Raw genomic sequence first — 15,882 nt, forward strand, 5'->3', positions numbered from 1 at the left:
ACGCAGGTCTCGTGGGCTCGGAGATGTGTATAAGAGACAGAGATTATTCAGCTACAACCTCGAAAGGCACTTTAACTTTAACTTCCTTGTGCAAGTTTAAGTTTGCAATGTACTCTCCTAAAGTTTTAGGTTCAGTTTCGAAAGTGATACGACGACGATCAACATCAAAACCTTTAGCTTTCAACGCATCTGCAATCATGATGGTATTTACTGCACCAAAGATTTTCCCAGTTTCACCAGCTTTAGCACCAATGCTTAGTTTAACATCTGCTAAACGCTCAGCTACACCTTCTGCGTCTTTTTTAATTTTATCTTGTTTAAAAGCAGCCTGCTTTAAGTTTTCCGCCAACACTTTCTTAGCTGAAGGAGTTGCCAAAACAGCAAAGCCTTGAGGAATTAAATAGTTACGACCAAAACCAGGTTTTACCGTAACGATATCATCTTTCTCACCTAGTGATTTGATATCTTGTTTTAAAATAATTTCCATGCTCAGTTCCTATTTTAATTGGTCAGTAACAAAAGGTAACAAACCGATATGGCGTGCACGCTTAACTGCCTGTGCCACTTTACGTTGAAACTTTAAAGAAGTACCCGTTAAACGACGAGGTAAAATTTTACCTTGCTCGTTAACGAATTTCAACAAGAAGTTTGCGTCTTTATAATCAATGTATTTAATTCCGTTTTTTCTAAAACGGCAATATTTTTTCCTGTTATCGTCCACCTTTGGAGCGGTAACATATTGTATCTGATCTTTTGCCATTACGCTGTAGCCTCCTCTTTCTTAGGTTTTTTGTTAAATGCACCACTGCGTTTTTTCTCGCTGTAGGCAATCGCATGACGATCTAATCTCACAGTTAAGAAACGTAAAACACGCTCATCGCGTTTCAATTCTAGCTCTAACTTGCTTATTAATTCCCCTTGAGCTTTGTACTCTGTAAGGTGGAAGAATCCGTTTGCTTTTTTGTCAATCGGATACGCTAATTTTCTCAAACCCCAATTATCTTCTGCGATAATTTCGGCTCCGCCGTCAGTAATGATGCTTGTAAACTTGGCAATAGCCTCTTTTGCAGCTTCTTCTGACAACAACGGGGTAAGAACGATAACAGTTTCGTACTGATTCATTGTTGTATTTAATTAATTTTTAATTTATTCCCGCACTAAAACGGGCTGCAAATGTAACAATATATTTCTATAAATCAAACTGTTGTTTTAAAAATCTACATCTCATTACGCCCTACAAAAAGAGAAAAGCGATGCCCAGCTTATCACTTGCCAAATGAAGCCGAACATTTGTTTATTGGCCGCTCCTATATCTATCTACTCGCATAAGAGATAATAAGCCCTCGAAAAACATATAATTACAAGCTAAACTGATAGTTCAAGCCCAGCCTAAACCTTTCCATCTTGATGGCATAGCCTACGGGGTTTATAATTTTATTAGGCATAACATAACTAAATGATGCCTCAATCATTTTATTAAAGACAGCACCAATGGTAAATGGAATAGACAAATAAGTTTTTTCAAGAGCTGCCCCCTTCTCTTTATATGCAGTACCAAAAGAAGGAGAATACTCCATTTCATTTTGCTTAGTCTGGGCATAGTAAACAGCGGCGCCTACGCCCAAATATATTTTCCGGTTTTCACCATTATAAAAATTATGTATCAGTTGGGTGGTTAGCGAAAAATTATTCTGTTCAAATTTATGTCTTACACCTTGGCTCAAAGCACTTCCTTCATTATAAAACTCACTTTTCACCCTAGAAAAACCAGCCTCGATCCTTACAAGCATTTTCCCAAATGCAGGATCTACATAAATATCTATCCCTCCTACTACATAAGGGGAAGCATAAGATTTTGCTTCTGAATTTTCGTTGGCCAATATATGCCCTCCAGTATATTTGGTCTTATTTAGTGCAGCTCCTGCACCCATAAAAAATCTGGAAGAAGGATACTTGGCTTTTGTTGGTGCTTCTGCATTAATTAAAGACACCACCCTCACCAGATCGGAAGACTGATAAGGAATGTTATACAACAGGTTATCCTGTTTATCAGAAACTTCATGTTTTTTAAAAAGGGCCTGTAACTGATTTCGGTACCTAGGGCTAACCACCAGTTTGCCTGTATTTTCTGGATCATAATAAGAGTAGTTCATCAGCTCTAACGGCTCTAACGATCCTTCTTCTTTAACATAGAACCTGGTCTTTATATCATCTGTGTAAGCATACAAAGATACATGCTTACCTTTATGTAGCACCTTAAGAAAAACCTTTTCCTGCCTAAATGATGTGTCTATACCCACAGGAATATCTTCCAATTTTATTTTGCCAAGACTAATACGAACCAAATGTCTTTCATACGTCTCTTTGTCACCAATACCAAAAGCCCGACTGTCTTTCACGGAAAACAGCTTAACCTCAGCTGTAGTATTCGTTTTATACTTGATAGAAATGGGATTGACAATACTTTCCTTGCCCTGCACATATCCTTTAAGGGTATCGCCCTCATTCGTGACTACGTAACCTTTAAAGAAATTATATTGAGCCATTAAGCAGAATGGGCACAACAATAAACAAATAAGAAAAAAACGTTGGGTGGTACTTGATAATATCATAAGAAACGAAAAATTAAGCCGTGAAGATATATTTTTTCCGCTAAACCTTTAGTTCCTATTGTTTGAATTTTGGCTTTCCCCATCAATAGAAGGGATAAATTCAAGGAAAAGCGAGAGGTGACTACAAAAAAAGAGGTCGCCTTTTGAGCAACCTCTTCTCCAACTAATAGTATCTTATTTAAAGCTTTATCGTTTCGGTAAATTCCTGCCCACCTGACCTGATCACAAAGGTCAACTCTTTTGCATAGATCTTACTTACATCATATTTCTTGATCAATTTTGCTTCATCCGTAAAAGTATTGCCATAAAGCTCATCATTGTATTCATTTAAGATCTGAACCTCTACAGCCCCTTTACAAGTACCTTTTAAATCCAAGGTAAGCATGCCATCTTCCCTGGTAAAAACAGGCCTAAGAAATTTGGTAACAAAAGGCTGTGAAATTACGGCATTGTTATCCTTTATTTCTATATAATATTTAGTCAACTTAGATTTTGATTCCATCTCGAGCAGATAGCTACCATCAGGAAGGGCACTTAGGTCATAAGTTTTGATCACACTTCCCGCAGTATGGATTTTCTGCGTATATAAAATATCTTCGTTCGCTCCGTAAAGGGTTAGATCGATGTTTTGCGCATCGTTAGCCACAAAACTCACCCATTTGCTATTTTCTTTGGCTACTTTTATTAGAAAATCATTGTCATCTGCATAAGCAACAGAAGCAGTCAATATAGCTATCGCCATTAAACTGAATTTAAAGAACTTTTTCATCATTGAATTACTTTAAGAGTTAATTATTATTTGACAAAGCAAATCTACCTGTTAATCAAACACTTGTTATATTGTATATTCCCCAATACATATGCTATATTAACCACACAATCGTATTATTAAATAAAAAGCAGCAATAACACACACTTTTAATTAATATATTAGCTTTAATATGAAAAAGATAAAACCCAGTTTCGAAGTTGTTGACCCTTCTTTTGGAAGTTCATTCTATTATTCAAAATATATCGCAAACACCAATAACAAGGCCCACCTATGGCATTATCATCCTGAAATTGAAATGGTCTTTGTAAATGGTGGAACTGGCAAAAGACAAATAGGCAGCCATATCTCTTATTATACAGATGGTGATCTTATCCTAATTGGCAGCAACCTGCCTCATTGTGGGTTTACCGACGAGACAACAGGGAATAAAAATGAAGTGGTCATTCAAATGAAACCTGATTTTTTAGGCACCGATTTCCTTACCCTTAAAGAAACCAAAGGCATCGCCAATTTATTCGACAAGGCAAAATATGGCATTGCCTTTGGCAAGGACACCATGAAACTGGTTGGGCCCATTTTAGAAAAAATGAACAACCAATGGCCTTTTGAAAAATTATTAGCGCTATTAAACGTATTGCGGGAGCTTGAGCAGGCATCTGATTACAAGCTATTAAATGCCCAAAACTTCTCTCTAGAAATGCAGACACAGGACAACGACCGCATCAATATGGTTTTCAATTATGTGAAAGATCATTTCATGGAAGAAATCAGCCTAGAAAAAATTGCGGAAATGGCGAACATGACCGTCCCCTCTTTTTGTAGATACTTTAAAAAGATCACCAAAAAAACATTCACCAAATTTGTAAATGAATACAGGGTGGTACACGCCTCCAAATTGCTGGCCGAAAAACAAACCAGCATTGCCAATATCAGTTATGAGAGTGGATTCAATAACTTCAGTCATTTTAATAAATTATTCAAAGAATTTACCGGAAAAAGCGCATCTGAATATCGGAGAGAGTTAAGGTCATTAATTAAACAATAAACAAAGTCAAAATTCATTATAGGATTTTATTTGACTGGAAGCGGAACCTGTTTTTAGGCCATTTTTTCAACATTCCATGCTTTCCACATTTCAACCTCAACAAAATTCCTTATTTTCGTGCCAATGGAAAATTTTATTGTTTCTGCCCGTAAATATCGCCCGGCTACGTTCGAAACCGTAGTTGGTCAGCAGCATATTACCGGAACTTTAAAAAATGCCATTAAAAACAATCAGCTGGCACAGGCATTTTTGTTTTGTGGCCCGCGTGGGGTGGGAAAAACTACCTGTGCACGTATCTTGGCCAAGACCATCAACTGTACCAGCTTAACTGCCGAGCAGGAAGCTTGTGGCACCTGCGAAAATTGCCAGTCCTTTCAATCTGGACATTCTTTTAATTTCCATGAGCTCGATGCGGCTTCTAACAATTCTGTTGATGACATCAGGAGTTTGATAGAGCAGGTTCGCATACCGCCGCAGGCCGGAAAATATAAGATATATATTATTGATGAGGTGCATATGTTATCGGCCAGTGCCTTCAATGCTTTTCTAAAAACATTGGAAGAACCTCCTCCTTATGCCATTTTCATTTTAGCTACCACCGAAAAACACAAGATATTGCCAACGATCTTATCTCGTTGTCAGATTTTTGACTTTAACAGAATACAGGTAGAAGATATTGCCAGCCATTTGGCCAAGATTGCCCAGCGGGAGGAGATATTAGTGGACAATGATGGGCTGCACATCATTGCCCAAAAAGCTGATGGGGGACTTCGCGATGCCTTGTCAATGTTTGACCAGATTGTTAGTTATACCAATCGGAATGTTACCTATAAAGCCGTAATCGACAATCTGAATATTTTAGATTATGACTATTATTTTAAACTTACCGATTACCTAACCAAGGGCGATGTAAGTAGCACGCTATTGCTATTCAATGAGATTTTAAACAATGGATTTGATGGCAATAACTTTATTAATGGGCTTGCCGGGCATTTCAGAAATTTATTGGTAGGGAAAGACAGCCAGACCATACAATTGCTCGAAGTAAGTGAAAACATCAAGCAAAAATATCTGGCACAGAGCCATTTTGCCAATCTGGGCTTTATCTTAACTGCCCTGAATTTGGCCAATCAATGTGATTTAAACTACAAAAACAGCAAAAACCAGCGGCTACAAGTAGAATTGGCACTCATCAAAATGTGCCACATCCCTTCTGTAATCCAACTTGCTAACCAACCTCATGCCGCAACTGATCAAGATCAGGATAAAAAAAAAACTTTAGTCAAAACTGAGGCCACCATTATTGACAAATCAAAAGCAGAATCCCAGGCGCCATTCATGGTGGCCGAGGAACCTGCCCCATACCAAGCTGTTTCTTTTATAAAAGATGAAAATATAGCTTCTCAAAAGCTAAAACCAGCCGATACCGCAGACGAGCCCATTAAAACCGGAAGTATACCTACGGCAACTTCCATTAAGATACAACCCTTAAAAACCTCCACCTCATCTTCCCTAATCCCTTCGCTTACAGACCTCAACAGAAGCTTAAACGCTGAGGAAGAAAAAGGCCCACAATACATTTCCGGAAATGAAAAGCAGGAATTTAGCGAAGAAACTTTCTTAAAATTCTGGCAACAGTATACCCAAAAGGCCAAACAAGATGACAAAATACATCTTTTTACACTTTTAAGCAGCAACAAACCTATAATTGAAGGAGCGAATATTACGGTATTGGTAGAAAATTTGGCTTTGGAGAGTACGCTACAGGATGAAAAAATAGACTTGCTTAATTTTTTAAGGAGCAACCTAAAGAATTTCGAATTACAGCTATCGGCTAAAAGGATAGAAAGTAAAAAAACAACCCGTATATATAGTAATAAAGACAAGTATACTTATCTGGTAGAAAAGAATCCTAACTTGGAAGAATTACGGAAGCGCTTCAATCTTGACATTACTCCTTGATTAATTTACCTCCGTTATGCAAGTATATTTTAAGACGACTTGTCTCGCTTAGGATAGCCTTCTTCATCTAAATCATCCCTAAAGTCTTCTGGTGTACGTGCCAACACCCTATCTGTAGGATCTAACAATACGCTTTCCCCTGTTTCATCAACCCTCATGCCATTATCAGATAGTTCTTCCTGTGCCTGTTCTTTCAAATCGTACTCATCACCCACGTATGGATTGGCCTCGTCATAAGTGGATATACTATCTTCACCATTTGGTGCCGATGTATCATATGGCAAAGGATGATCATAACCCTCATCCTCTCCCTTTACATCAAATTCATAACTATTTTTGTCTTTATCAAAAGACAATTCGTTAAAATCTTTGGTTTCACCTAAATCGCTCTTGTGCAATTTATCTTTAGCTGGTTTTTGATCTGAAGCTTTGCTCATGATTTTATGATTAATTACATGAAGATAACGAAGTGGGATAAATAATTGTTTTGAGAGATTTACTTTACCAAAATTCCCCATCATGAACAAATGGTTAATAACTGTTGGCCTTTCCGTAAAAAACCAGTATATTAAACTAATAATTTAGTTAAAATGAAGGGATTATTAATTAGCTTCTTATTTATTATTTCATACGCCTTCTATCTTATCTTTCTTCAAATTATTTTTGGCGATAATACACTCATCAGCGTGAAAGGCCGATTACTGCAAAAATTTAACTTTACAAAAACAGAAATCGAGGGCAGGGCAAAAGTCGACTATATTTATCTCAGTTTTCAGCTAAAGGGAGACGATCGCTTTTATACCCTAAGATTGGCGACCACCGATAAAGTTCAAGATGTAAACGCATTTGGAGGCGTTGATTTAAAACTAAAAAACGCAGGAGAGCTTGAAGTGTTTATTAAAAAGGGTGATTTAGTAAATATTAGCCCAAAAGTATATCAGATTAAAGCAGATGGAGAAAGTATTTTTAGCATAAAAAAGTCACCAGGAAATAATATACAGCTTTATGCAATACTGCTTGGTCTATTTGTTCTTTTTTGCATCGTTTGGTGGTTTTTGATTTATGCTCGTCCGTGTATGCAATTCAAGCGAGGTACATAAAAAAAGTCCTGTAACATTGCTACAGGACTTTGCTATTGATAAAGGTTAATTAATTATAACCCTGCCAAGGTTGTATTCAATGTTTCGCTTGGGCGCATTGCCTTACTGGCCAATCCATCATTAGGATGATAGTAACCGCCAATATCTTGCGCTTTTCCTTGTGCGGCTATAAGTTCTGCCACAATGTTAATTTCATTCTCGGCCAAAGATTTAGCCAAAGGAGCAAATCTAGCTTGCAGATCCGCATCTTTAGTTTGTGCAGCTAATGCCTCTGCCCAATATAAAGCCAAATAGAAATGCGAACCTCTATTATCTATTTGCCCAACTTTACGGGCTGGCGACTTATCTGTTGCCAGGAATTTTTCGGTAGCTGCATCCAAAGTTTCGGCCAATACCAATGCTTTAGCATTGTTTTGCGTTTGGCCTAAATGTTCCAGCGAAACAGCCAAGGCTAAAAATTCACCCAAGGAATCCCAACGCAGGTAACCTTCCTTAAGGAATTGTTCTACATGTTTAGGGGCAGAACCGCCTGCTCCCGTTTCAAATAAACCACCTCCGTTCATTAGTGGAACAATAGAAAGCATCTTAGCTGAAGTTCCCAGCTCCAAAATAGGAAAAAGGTCGGTCAGGTAATCACGTAGCACATTGCCTGTCACCGAAATGGTATCTTGACCTTTACGAATTCTTTCCAAAGAGAATTTGGTTGCTTCAATTGGAGAAAGAATGCGAAGATCCAAGCCAGCAGTATCGTGATCTGGCAAATATTTATTTACTTTTTTAATAATCTCTCTATCATGGGCCCTGTTTTCATCTAACCAGAAAACGGCTGGTGTTGACGATAGGCGTGCTCTATTTACCGCTAATTTTACCCAGTCTTGAATAGGTGCATCTTTGGTTTGGCACATACGGAAAATATCCCCTTTCTCTACCGGTTGCTCAAAAAATATTTTCCCTTCAGCATCTGCCACGCGAATGGCACCATTGGCAGTCGCCTGAAAAGTCTTGTCATGTGACCCATACTCTTCTGCTTTTTGCGCCATCAATCCCACATTTGGCACTGACCCCATGGTTTTTGGATCAAAAGCACCATGTTTCTTGCAATCTTCTATAGTTGCTGTATAAACACCTGCATAATTTCTGTCCGGAATTAAAGCCAAGGTGTCTTCTTGTTCGCCAGCTGCATTCCACATCTGTCCAGATGTACGGATCATTGCAGGCATAGAAGCGTCAACAATCACATCCGATGGTACATGTAGGTTGGTGATCCCTTTATCAGAATTCACCATGGCCAAGGCCGGTCCATTTGCAATAGTGGCAGCAATGGCTGCTTCAACTTCCGCTTGTTGCGGATGGCCAGCTATTTTAGCATAAACATCACCAAGGCCATTACGGGTATCTACCCCTAAACTTTTAAACAGCTCGCCATATTTAGTGAAAACGTCAGCAAAATAAACCTCTACTATAGCCCCAAAAATAATGGGGTCTGAAACCTTCATCATGGTTGCTTTAAGGTGTGCAGACAATAAAACACCTGCCGATTTTGCCGCAGCAATTTGCTCTTTAACAAAAGCTTTTAAAGCAGATAGGCTCATGACCGAACTATCGATCACTTCTCCTGCTTTTAAATTTGCCAAACCTTTTAATTCTGTTATCGCTCCATTAGCATCGACAAACTCGATTTTGAATTGGGTATCATTTTCAACTGTTGTTGATTGTTCTGAACCATAAAAATCACCATGGCTCATGCTGGCCACACTGGTTTTAGAATCTGACGACCATGCGCCCATTGAATGGGGGTTTGCCTTTGCATAATTCTTTACCGCTTTCGGTGCCCTTCTATCTGAATTGCCTTCACGCAATACCGGATTTACAGCAGATCCCAAAACTTTCGAATATTTAGCTTTAATAGACTTTTCCTCTTCAGTCTGTGCATCTTCAGGAAAATTAGGTAAGGCATAACCTTGTGATTGTAATTCGGAAATGGCTTCTTTCAATTGGGGAATGGAAGCTGAAATATTAGGCAACTTGATAATGTTTGCCTCTGGTGTAGTAGCCAATTGGCCAAGTTCTGTCAAAGCATCTCCAATTTTCTGATCATCTTTTAAAAACTCAGGAAAATTAGCTAAAATTCTTCCTGCTAAAGAAATGTCCCTTGTTTCTACATCGATGCCCGCAGAAGCCGTAAAGGCCTGTACAATTGGCAATAACGAATAGGTAGCCAGCAAAGGAGCTTCGTCTGTTTTGGTATAGATAATTTTTGATGAATTTGACATATTGTATTATTATTTATTAAATAGTGAAAAGAAGGATCCTGAATGAACCCTTTTCATAAAATCGCCTAAAGATAAAAGAAACGAATGAATTTTATCATACTATAATGTTAATTGTAACTCATAAAAACAATAGTGGTAAGCAAGATCAAATTAAAAATTCGATTGCAAATCCTAAGAAAAGAAAACGGTCTTCCCTAGTGGAAAACTGCTTAGTCCACCAATCAGTGTAAATCTATTATACATTGAATACGGCAAAAACAATGATCCTTAGCGCTGCAATAACGCCAAATAAAACGGCGTCAACTAACGATATAGATGACGCCGTTAACCCATGAAAAGAGAGGTTTTATGCTGGCATTTTTACTTCAAGCTCATTTACCACTACATCTGTACTGTATCTTTTGATCCCATCTTTGCTTTCGTAGCTTCGGGTCTGAAGTTTTCCCTGTATGGTTAGACGAATCCCTTTTTTAATTTCTTTTTCTGCAACATCAGCATTGATATTCCAAAACACTAACGGAAACCAATGTGTTTTTTTAACTTCTGTTCCATTACTATCTTTATAATATTCATTTACCGCTAAATTAACTTTCGCCAACTTTTGGTTATTCCCTACAGTTTGTACTTCTACATCGCTTCCTGCAAATCCGGTTAATACGACTTTGTTTACTAAATTTTCCATGATCTTTTAAAATTAAGTTACTTGATATTTAACGAACAATAGCCACCTTGACTATCGACGATACAAAGTTGCCTAGCACGCCAAAAATTAGTCGGATATTAAACACTTATATCCGTATATAAACGATTATATACGGATAAACCTCTCCTATTTACCCATCTTACCATTATTTCATTTTTAGTTTTAGTTTTATATTTTTGATAAATTATCCATAATAGCTCATGAACCGTCAATGTCTAGATTGTCAAACTGCAATAATAGGTCGTGCAGACAAAAAATTTTGCGATGATCAATGTCGAAGCCATTATAACAACCGGATAAAGTCTGAAGATGATAGCCTCTTAAAAAAAATCAATCAGATCTTAAGTAAAAATAGGAAAATCTTAAAGGCTGAAAATCCCAATGGAAAAGTGAAGACTAAAAAGGAGCTCTTGTTAAAACAAGGTTTTGACTTCAACTATTATACACATCATTATACCACAAGCACAGGAAACACCTATATATTTTGTTATGAATATGGATATCTGCTCTTGGATCATGACGAACTTCTTTTGGTCAAGAAAGAATAAACACAATTAGTTTATATCAATAACCAATTAATCATTTCATAACTTTGCCCCCATCAACTATTATATTATATATAAAATACTAAATCTCAACAACCATATCCTATTCTGTATATAGGCACAGGGTCTGACAGGTTGCTTAAGGATAAGACAGGCCACTATGGAAAAAGTTTTAATCATTACAGGCGGAAGCAAAGGTATTGGACACGGCATTATATCGGCATATCTGGCCAACCATTATCATATCATTTCAATTTCCAGAACGATAAATAAGGAATTGGCCAATAAGGGGGTTACCCAAATACAACTTGATCTTACACATACCGAACAGATCGGTATAGAATTGTCAAGGATATTTTCGCTATTGGACCCAACGAAAGTAGAACGGATTACATTGATCAATAATGCTGGCACCCTGGGGCAAGTGAATACCATTGATAACATAGAGGGGGAAACAATTGAAAAGGCCGTTCGACTGAATACCATAGCACCTTTGGTGAGCAGTTCTATGTTCATCAAATTGAGTAAAAATTGGCCCTCCCAAAAAAGCATTATCAACATTAGCTCTGGTGCTGCTCAAAAACCCTATTTTGGCTGGGCAGTTTACTGCAGTACCAAAGCAGCATTAGACATGATGACCCAAGCCATCGCTATTGAACAAAATGATGTTGAAAATGGGGTGAAAATTATAGCTGTGGCCCCAGGTGTAGTAGATACCGATATGCAAAGCGAAATACGCCAGAGCAACAAATCAAGTTTTAAGGATATCGATAGGTTTTTAGCCTTAAAAGCAGATGGCGCATTAAACGATACTGAAACTGTAGGTAAAGAAATATATGAAATAGACCACAATCCAGACATTCAAAACGGAGCCGTTTTAAGGGTTAAAAACAAAACATAGCCCAAGCAACCACGATTAGTAGAATTACGCCAGCTATTCTGAACTCATTCTTAAATATCGCCATAACTGCTTATTATCAAAAAAACACCATACTTTGCAGATGAACAAAATCTCGTTCGCTCATCAAACATTTTCTATAGTTTAGGTGTTGAAGTTCATTAACGTAAATGAAAAATTCAATAAAGCGTTTATGATGAAAATAGTTTAAGTGGTATTCATAAATGTGGTATATTTAAACGCATAGTGCACTGACCACGGAACAAATAAAAGCAAAAAGATGAAAAAACAATTTGTATTCCTCATGATAAGCCTTATCTTTTTCTGCGCTTGCCAAAGCAGTACCAGTGAAAAGGAATCTGATCAAGCAGGCCTAGACAGCAATTTGGCACCAACCGCACAACAAAACTGTTATGCCTATATTAAGGGAAAGGATACCGCTACCTTAACCCTATTGACGAGTGGTATGGTATCTACAGGCGAACTCCATTACAAATGGTTTGAAAAGGACAATAACTCTGGCACCATAGCAGGGGAAATGCACGGCGATACGCTGATTGCCTCCTATACTTTCAATGCCGAGGGGAAACAGTCAAGCAGACAGGTTGTCTTCCTTAAGAGAGGTGATCAATTATTAGAAGGATTTGGAGAAGTGACCGAAAAAGAGGGAAAAGTAATATTCAAGGATGTAAGCAAACTGAATTTTGGACAAGCCCTTGTCTTTGAACAGGTGGCATGCAAATAGGCTTTACATTCCATAATCTGACGATATAAAGCTTTTTAGAACTTCTCGAATTTTTCCCAAAACCCATCTTTTGGCAATTTGGCAAAAATACTGACGGGTTCTTTCTTTACTGGATGGATAAACTCGAGTTTACGGGCATGTAGGCAAATGCTTCCTTTTCTACTCCCTCGAGGATAACCATACTTATTATCGCCCACTATCGGGCTACCCATTGTGGCCAATTGCACCCTGATCTGGTGTGAACGCCCTGTTAGGGGATTTACCTGTAATAAATAATAACCTTCCAACTCCGCCAGCAATTTATAGTCCAATTCAGAACGCTGACTGTTGGGCACTTCATTCGGATAAGCGGTCACCAAATTTTTCTTTGGATTTTTAATAAGCCAATTTACCAATTTACCCTGAGGCTTTACTGGTTTTTTACGGACTACCGCAAAATAGGTTTTCTTTACTTCCCTATTCTTAAAAATGGCATTCATGCGTTCTAGCGACTTACTGGTTTTGGCAAATAGAATCAATCCGCTAACAGGCCTATCCAACCGGTGTACCACTCCCAAAAAAGCACCTCCAGACTTATTATATTTCTGAGCCAAGAACTCCTTTACCATTTCATCCAAAGGCATATCTCCGGTTTCATCTATCTGCACCACATCGCCCGCCCGCTTATTAATGGCGATCAAATGGTTATCCTCGTATAATATATCTGCTTCTGTGATTGGCATCTTTGCATCAAATATGAACTTCAGGGAATAAACCTGAAGTTATTGTATAATTAATGTAAACTGAAAAATCTTTTTTGCACTACTTTCTGTTAGCTAAACCCGATTGTATGAAGGGCAAAATCTTATTTTTGACCGTAAGGAAAGCGGGACTGGTTTTAAAAAATAGCACTGAAACTGCTTTTCAAAAAAATCTTATTCCCCGAAATATTGGGATTTCATTGTGTTCAACTCCGTTCGGTTATCCTTATTCCAATTTAATATTGCTCCTTCTCATTCGGAAAATCATTGGCTTTTACATCCTTGATATAAGATTGTGCTGCTTCTTTAATCCCTTCATAAAGATTAAGATATTGACGCAGAAAACGAGGTTTAAAACCTTTAGTAAGGCCAATCATATCATTCACTACCAATACCTGTCCGTCACAATGTGGCCCAGCACCAATCCCTATGGTTGGAATATGCAGGCTTTCGGTTACTTCCTTGGCTAACTTGGCTGGAATTTTCTCTAATACTACGGCAAAACATCCCGCTTCCTGGAGGGCCAGTACATCTGTCTTTAATTTTCCGGCTTCTGCTTCATCTTTGGCTCTTACGGTGTAGGTACCAAACTTATAAATAGATTGTGGCGTAAGCCCCAGATGCCCCATAACCGGAATACCCGCAGTAATGATCCTTTGTACGGATTCGACAATTTCTACCCCACCTTCTAATTTTACCCCGTGCGCTCCAGATTCTTTCATGATACGGATGGCGGAGTTCAGGGCCTCTTTTGAATTACCCTGATAAGAACCAAAAGGCAAATCGACTACCACAAATGAACGATGGGCACCACGCACTACACTTTGTGCATGATAGATCATTTGATCAAGCGTAATAGGCAAGGTCGTTTCATGTCCAGCCATTACATTCGATGCCGAATCTCCTACCAACAGCACATCCAGTCCGGCATCATCTAATATGGTGGCCATAGAATAATCATAAGAAGTGAGCATGGCGATTTTCTCTCCACGCTGTTTCATCTCTTGCAGAATATGCGTAGTTACACGCTTTATTTCTTTGTTAACCGACATCTTATTTTGTTTTGTGAATACAAAATTAGGGTTTAGCATTGGTAAATATCTGTTTTATTTTCGAAAACTGGTACGTAACAATTTCAACTACACGTTCAAAAACATATTTTTGGACAAGCCTTAACACTTCAATTCATGCATTTTTTAGCTTCTCAAAAAAAAGAGAAAAAATTAGGAATGAATACCAATAAAAACTTACCTTTGTGCTCTGAAATGAATGAGTTCGATCAGCTACTTTTATCTTCTTGCAAAAACGGCCGCTCCGTTAAAAATCTTCATTCCTTTCCATCTTTCACCTTAATTTTTTATTGTAATTTAAATGACTAACTACACTAAGTTACCAGCAATTTTGTTATTGGCAGATGGCACAGTTTTCTATGGCAAAGCCGCTGGAAAAATAGGAACGACTACTGGAGAAATCTGCTTCAATACCGGAATGACAGGCTACCAGGAAGTATTTACCGACCCTTCTTATTTCGGTCAGATTATGGTAACCACCAATGCGCACATTGGAAACTATGGTATGCACAGAGATGAAGTAGAATCTGATGGGATCAAGATTGCAGGTTTGGTTTGCAAAAATTACAACATCAACTATTCCAGAAAAGAGGCTACAGAATCTATACAGGATAATTTTCAGAACGAGCACATTGTGGGTATTTCTGATATAGACACCCGTGCACTGGTACGTCATATCCGCAATAAAGGCGCTATGAATGCCATTATTTCTTCTGAAATTACCGATTTGCAAGAACTGAAAAAGAAACTGGAAAAAGTACCTTCTATGGATGGATTGGAACTTTCTTCTATTGTTTCCACCAAAGAGGCCTACCTTTATGGTAACCCAGAAGCTCCGATAAAAGTTGCCGCATTAGATCTGGGGATCAAAAAGAACATCCTCCGCAATTTCGACGATAGGGCTATCTATGTAAAGGTATTCCCTGCCAAAACCACTTTCGAAGAAATGGAAAGTTGGGGAGCCGACGGTTACTTTATCTCTAACGGCCCTGGCGATCCAGCTGCTATGCCCTATGCTATTGAAACCGTAAAATCTATCTTAGATGCAGACAAGCCATTATTTGGCATCTGTTTAGGTCACCAACTATTGGCAGAAGCCAATGGCATAGGTACCATGAAAATGTTCAATGGTCACCGTGGCTTAAACCATCCTGTAAAAAATATTATCAAGAACCATTGCGAAGTTACTTCTCAAAACCATGGTTTTGGGGTAATTCCTGACGAGGTAAAAAAATCTGACAAGGTAGAAGTTACCCATATCAACTTAAATGATCAATCTATAGAAGGTATACGAGTAAAGGGCAAAAAAGCATTTTCGGTACAGTACCACCCAGAAAGCTCTCCTGGCCCTCACGATTCTCGCTACCTTTTTGACGATTTTGTAAACTTGATCAAAGGTGATTTAGTTTGGTAAGTG

17 protein-coding genes are annotated in these 15,882 nt (G+C 38.2%); 7 read left to right on the top strand and 10 right to left on the bottom strand.

Going from position 1 to position 15,882, the window contains the following annotated elements; translation table 11 throughout:
- Positions 1-43 precede the first annotated feature (43 nt).
- The 5 genes from rplI to JHD79_RS18005 all read right to left on the bottom strand — a co-directional run bounded on the left by rplI (position 44) and on the right by JHD79_RS18005 (position 3,384).
- A complete protein-coding gene (gene rplI / locus JHD79_RS17985; RefSeq protein ID WP_199120692.1) occupies positions 44-487 on the bottom strand; it encodes a 50S ribosomal protein L9 in 444 nt (147 codons plus the stop codon).
- A 9-nt stretch (positions 488-496) separates the two neighbouring features.
- Positions 497-760, bottom strand: coding sequence for a 30S ribosomal protein S18 (rpsR, locus tag JHD79_RS17990; protein ID WP_199120693.1), 264 nt, complete (start codon positions 758-760; stop codon positions 497-499).
- Complete coding sequence (gene rpsF / locus JHD79_RS17995) at positions 760-1,122, bottom strand: 30S ribosomal protein S6 (RefSeq protein ID WP_199120694.1); 363 nt, start codon at positions 1,120-1,122, stop codon at positions 760-762. The genes rpsR and rpsF overlap by 1 nt, the downstream gene beginning before the upstream one ends.
- Positions 1,123-1,358: 236 nt before the next feature.
- Positions 1,359-2,546, bottom strand: a complete 1,188-nt coding sequence (locus tag JHD79_RS18000) for a hypothetical protein (RefSeq protein ID WP_233164775.1) — start codon at positions 2,544-2,546, stop codon at positions 1,359-1,361.
- Between the two features lie 244 nt (positions 2,547-2,790).
- On the bottom strand, positions 2,791-3,384 hold the full coding sequence (locus JHD79_RS18005) for a hypothetical protein (protein ID WP_199120696.1): 594 nt from the start codon (positions 3,382-3,384) through the stop codon (positions 2,791-2,793).
- Positions 3,385-3,553: 169 nt separating this feature from the next.
- Here JHD79_RS18005 and JHD79_RS18010 point away from each other — a divergent pair, with 169 nt between their 5' ends.
- Together JHD79_RS18010 and JHD79_RS18015 are read left to right on the top strand one after the other, a co-directional pair.
- Positions 3,554-4,429 (top strand): AraC family transcriptional regulator, encoded by an 876-nt coding sequence (locus JHD79_RS18010; protein ID WP_199120697.1) that lies wholly within the window; start codon positions 3,554-3,556, stop codon positions 4,427-4,429.
- Positions 4,430-4,552: 123 nt separating this feature from the next.
- Positions 4,553-6,391, top strand: coding sequence for a DNA polymerase III subunit gamma/tau (locus JHD79_RS18015; protein ID WP_199120698.1), 1,839 nt, complete (start codon positions 4,553-4,555; stop codon positions 6,389-6,391).
- Positions 6,392-6,420: 29 nt separating this feature from the next.
- Here the strand turns inward: JHD79_RS18015 and JHD79_RS18020 are convergent, their stop codons facing one another.
- Positions 6,421-6,912 carry a hypothetical protein gene (locus JHD79_RS18020; RefSeq protein WP_233164776.1) on the bottom strand — a complete coding sequence of 164 codons (492 nt, stop codon included), beginning with the start codon at positions 6,910-6,912 and terminating at the stop codon, positions 6,421-6,423.
- Positions 6,913-6,981: 69 nt separating this feature from the next.
- Between JHD79_RS18020 and JHD79_RS18025 the strand changes: the two genes are divergently transcribed.
- A complete protein-coding gene (locus JHD79_RS18025; protein ID WP_199120699.1) occupies positions 6,982-7,491 on the top strand; it encodes a hypothetical protein in 510 nt (169 codons plus the stop codon).
- Positions 7,492-7,544: 53 nt separating this feature from the next.
- On the opposite strand, the gene JHD79_RS18030 is transcribed toward JHD79_RS18025, so the two are convergent.
- Entirely contained in the window at positions 7,545-9,764 is a 2,220-nt protein-coding gene (locus tag JHD79_RS18030) for an NADP-dependent isocitrate dehydrogenase (RefSeq protein WP_199120700.1), read from the bottom strand.
- Between the two features lie 346 nt (positions 9,765-10,110).
- A complete protein-coding gene (locus tag JHD79_RS18035) occupies positions 10,111-10,446 on the bottom strand; it encodes a single-stranded DNA-binding protein (protein WP_199120701.1) in 336 nt (111 codons plus the stop codon).
- Between the two features lie 221 nt (positions 10,447-10,667).
- On the opposite strand from JHD79_RS18035, the gene JHD79_RS18040 reads away from it, so the two are divergent.
- The 3 genes from JHD79_RS18040 to JHD79_RS18050 all read left to right on the top strand — a co-directional run bounded on the left by JHD79_RS18040 (position 10,668) and on the right by JHD79_RS18050 (position 12,655).
- The gene (locus JHD79_RS18040; RefSeq protein WP_199120702.1) at positions 10,668-11,015 is read left to right on the top strand and encodes a hypothetical protein; all 348 of its coding nucleotides are present in this window, start codon (positions 10,668-10,670) and stop codon (positions 11,013-11,015) included.
- Positions 11,016-11,172: 157 nt separating this feature from the next.
- Positions 11,173-11,913, top strand: a complete 741-nt coding sequence (locus tag JHD79_RS18045; RefSeq protein WP_199120704.1) for a (S)-benzoin forming benzil reductase — start codon at positions 11,173-11,175, stop codon at positions 11,911-11,913.
- 277 nt (positions 11,914-12,190) lie between these two features.
- Complete coding sequence (locus JHD79_RS18050) at positions 12,191-12,655, top strand: hypothetical protein (RefSeq protein ID WP_199120706.1); 465 nt, start codon at positions 12,191-12,193, stop codon at positions 12,653-12,655.
- A 35-nt stretch (positions 12,656-12,690) separates the two neighbouring features.
- Here JHD79_RS18050 and JHD79_RS18055 read toward each other — a convergent pair whose 3' ends face one another.
- Entirely contained in the window at positions 12,691-13,377 is a 687-nt protein-coding gene (locus JHD79_RS18055) for an RluA family pseudouridine synthase (protein ID WP_199120707.1), read from the bottom strand.
- Positions 13,378-13,631: 254 nt separating this feature from the next.
- A complete protein-coding gene (gene panB / locus JHD79_RS18060; protein ID WP_199120709.1) occupies positions 13,632-14,447 on the bottom strand; it encodes a 3-methyl-2-oxobutanoate hydroxymethyltransferase in 816 nt (271 codons plus the stop codon).
- Positions 14,448-14,766: 319 nt separating this feature from the next.
- On the opposite strand from panB, the gene carA reads away from it, so the two are divergent.
- Positions 14,767-15,879 (top strand): glutamine-hydrolyzing carbamoyl-phosphate synthase small subunit, encoded by a 1,113-nt coding sequence (carA, locus tag JHD79_RS18065; protein ID WP_199120714.1) that lies wholly within the window; start codon positions 14,767-14,769, stop codon positions 15,877-15,879.
- Positions 15,880-15,882 lie beyond the last annotated feature (3 nt).

The organism is Pedobacter sp. ASV28 (genome assembly GCF_016428855.1).
Classification (GTDB): domain Bacteria; phylum Bacteroidota; class Bacteroidia; order Sphingobacteriales; family Sphingobacteriaceae; genus Pedobacter.

Excerpts from the sequence above, each read along its gene's own strand:
- JHD79_RS18010 (WP_199120697.1), top strand. The coding sequence starts at position 3,554 with ATGAAAAAGATAAAACCCAGTTTCGAAGTTGTTGACCCTTCTTTTGGA.
- JHD79_RS18015 (WP_199120698.1), top strand. The coding sequence starts at position 4,553 with ATGGAAAATTTTATTGTTTCTGCCCGTAAATATCGCCCGGCTACGTTC.
- rpsR (WP_199120693.1), bottom strand. The coding sequence starts at position 760 with ATGGCAAAAGATCAGATACAATATGTTACCGCTCCAAAGGTGGACGAT.
- JHD79_RS18045 (WP_199120704.1), top strand. The coding sequence starts at position 11,173 with ATGGAAAAAGTTTTAATCATTACAGGCGGAAGCAAAGGTATTGGACAC.
- carA (WP_199120714.1), top strand. The coding sequence starts at position 14,767 with ATGACTAACTACACTAAGTTACCAGCAATTTTGTTATTGGCAGATGGC.
- panB (WP_199120709.1), bottom strand. The coding sequence starts at position 14,447 with ATGTCGGTTAACAAAGAAATAAAGCGTGTAACTACGCATATTCTGCAA.
- JHD79_RS18030 (WP_199120700.1), bottom strand. The coding sequence starts at position 9,764 with ATGTCAAATTCATCAAAAATTATCTATACCAAAACAGACGAAGCTCCT.
- rpsF (WP_199120694.1), bottom strand. The coding sequence starts at position 1,122 with ATGAATCAGTACGAAACTGTTATCGTTCTTACCCCGTTGTTGTCAGAA.
- JHD79_RS18050 (WP_199120706.1), top strand. The coding sequence starts at position 12,191 with ATGAAAAAACAATTTGTATTCCTCATGATAAGCCTTATCTTTTTCTGC.
- JHD79_RS18040 (WP_199120702.1), top strand. The coding sequence starts at position 10,668 with ATGAACCGTCAATGTCTAGATTGTCAAACTGCAATAATAGGTCGTGCA.
- JHD79_RS18005 (WP_199120696.1), bottom strand. The coding sequence starts at position 3,384 with ATGATGAAAAAGTTCTTTAAATTCAGTTTAATGGCGATAGCTATATTG.
- JHD79_RS18000 (WP_233164775.1), bottom strand. The coding sequence starts at position 2,546 with ATGGCTCAATATAATTTCTTTAAAGGTTACGTAGTCACGAATGAGGGC.
- JHD79_RS18020 (WP_233164776.1), bottom strand. The coding sequence starts at position 6,912 with ATGATGGGGAATTTTGGTAAAGTAAATCTCTCAAAACAATTATTTATC.
- JHD79_RS18055 (WP_199120707.1), bottom strand. The coding sequence starts at position 13,377 with ATGCCAATCACAGAAGCAGATATATTATACGAGGATAACCATTTGATC.
- rplI (WP_199120692.1), bottom strand. The coding sequence starts at position 487 with ATGGAAATTATTTTAAAACAAGATATCAAATCACTAGGTGAGAAAGAT.
- JHD79_RS18035 (WP_199120701.1), bottom strand. The coding sequence starts at position 10,446 with ATGGAAAATTTAGTAAACAAAGTCGTATTAACCGGATTTGCAGGAAGC.
- JHD79_RS18025 (WP_199120699.1), top strand. The coding sequence starts at position 6,982 with ATGAAGGGATTATTAATTAGCTTCTTATTTATTATTTCATACGCCTTC.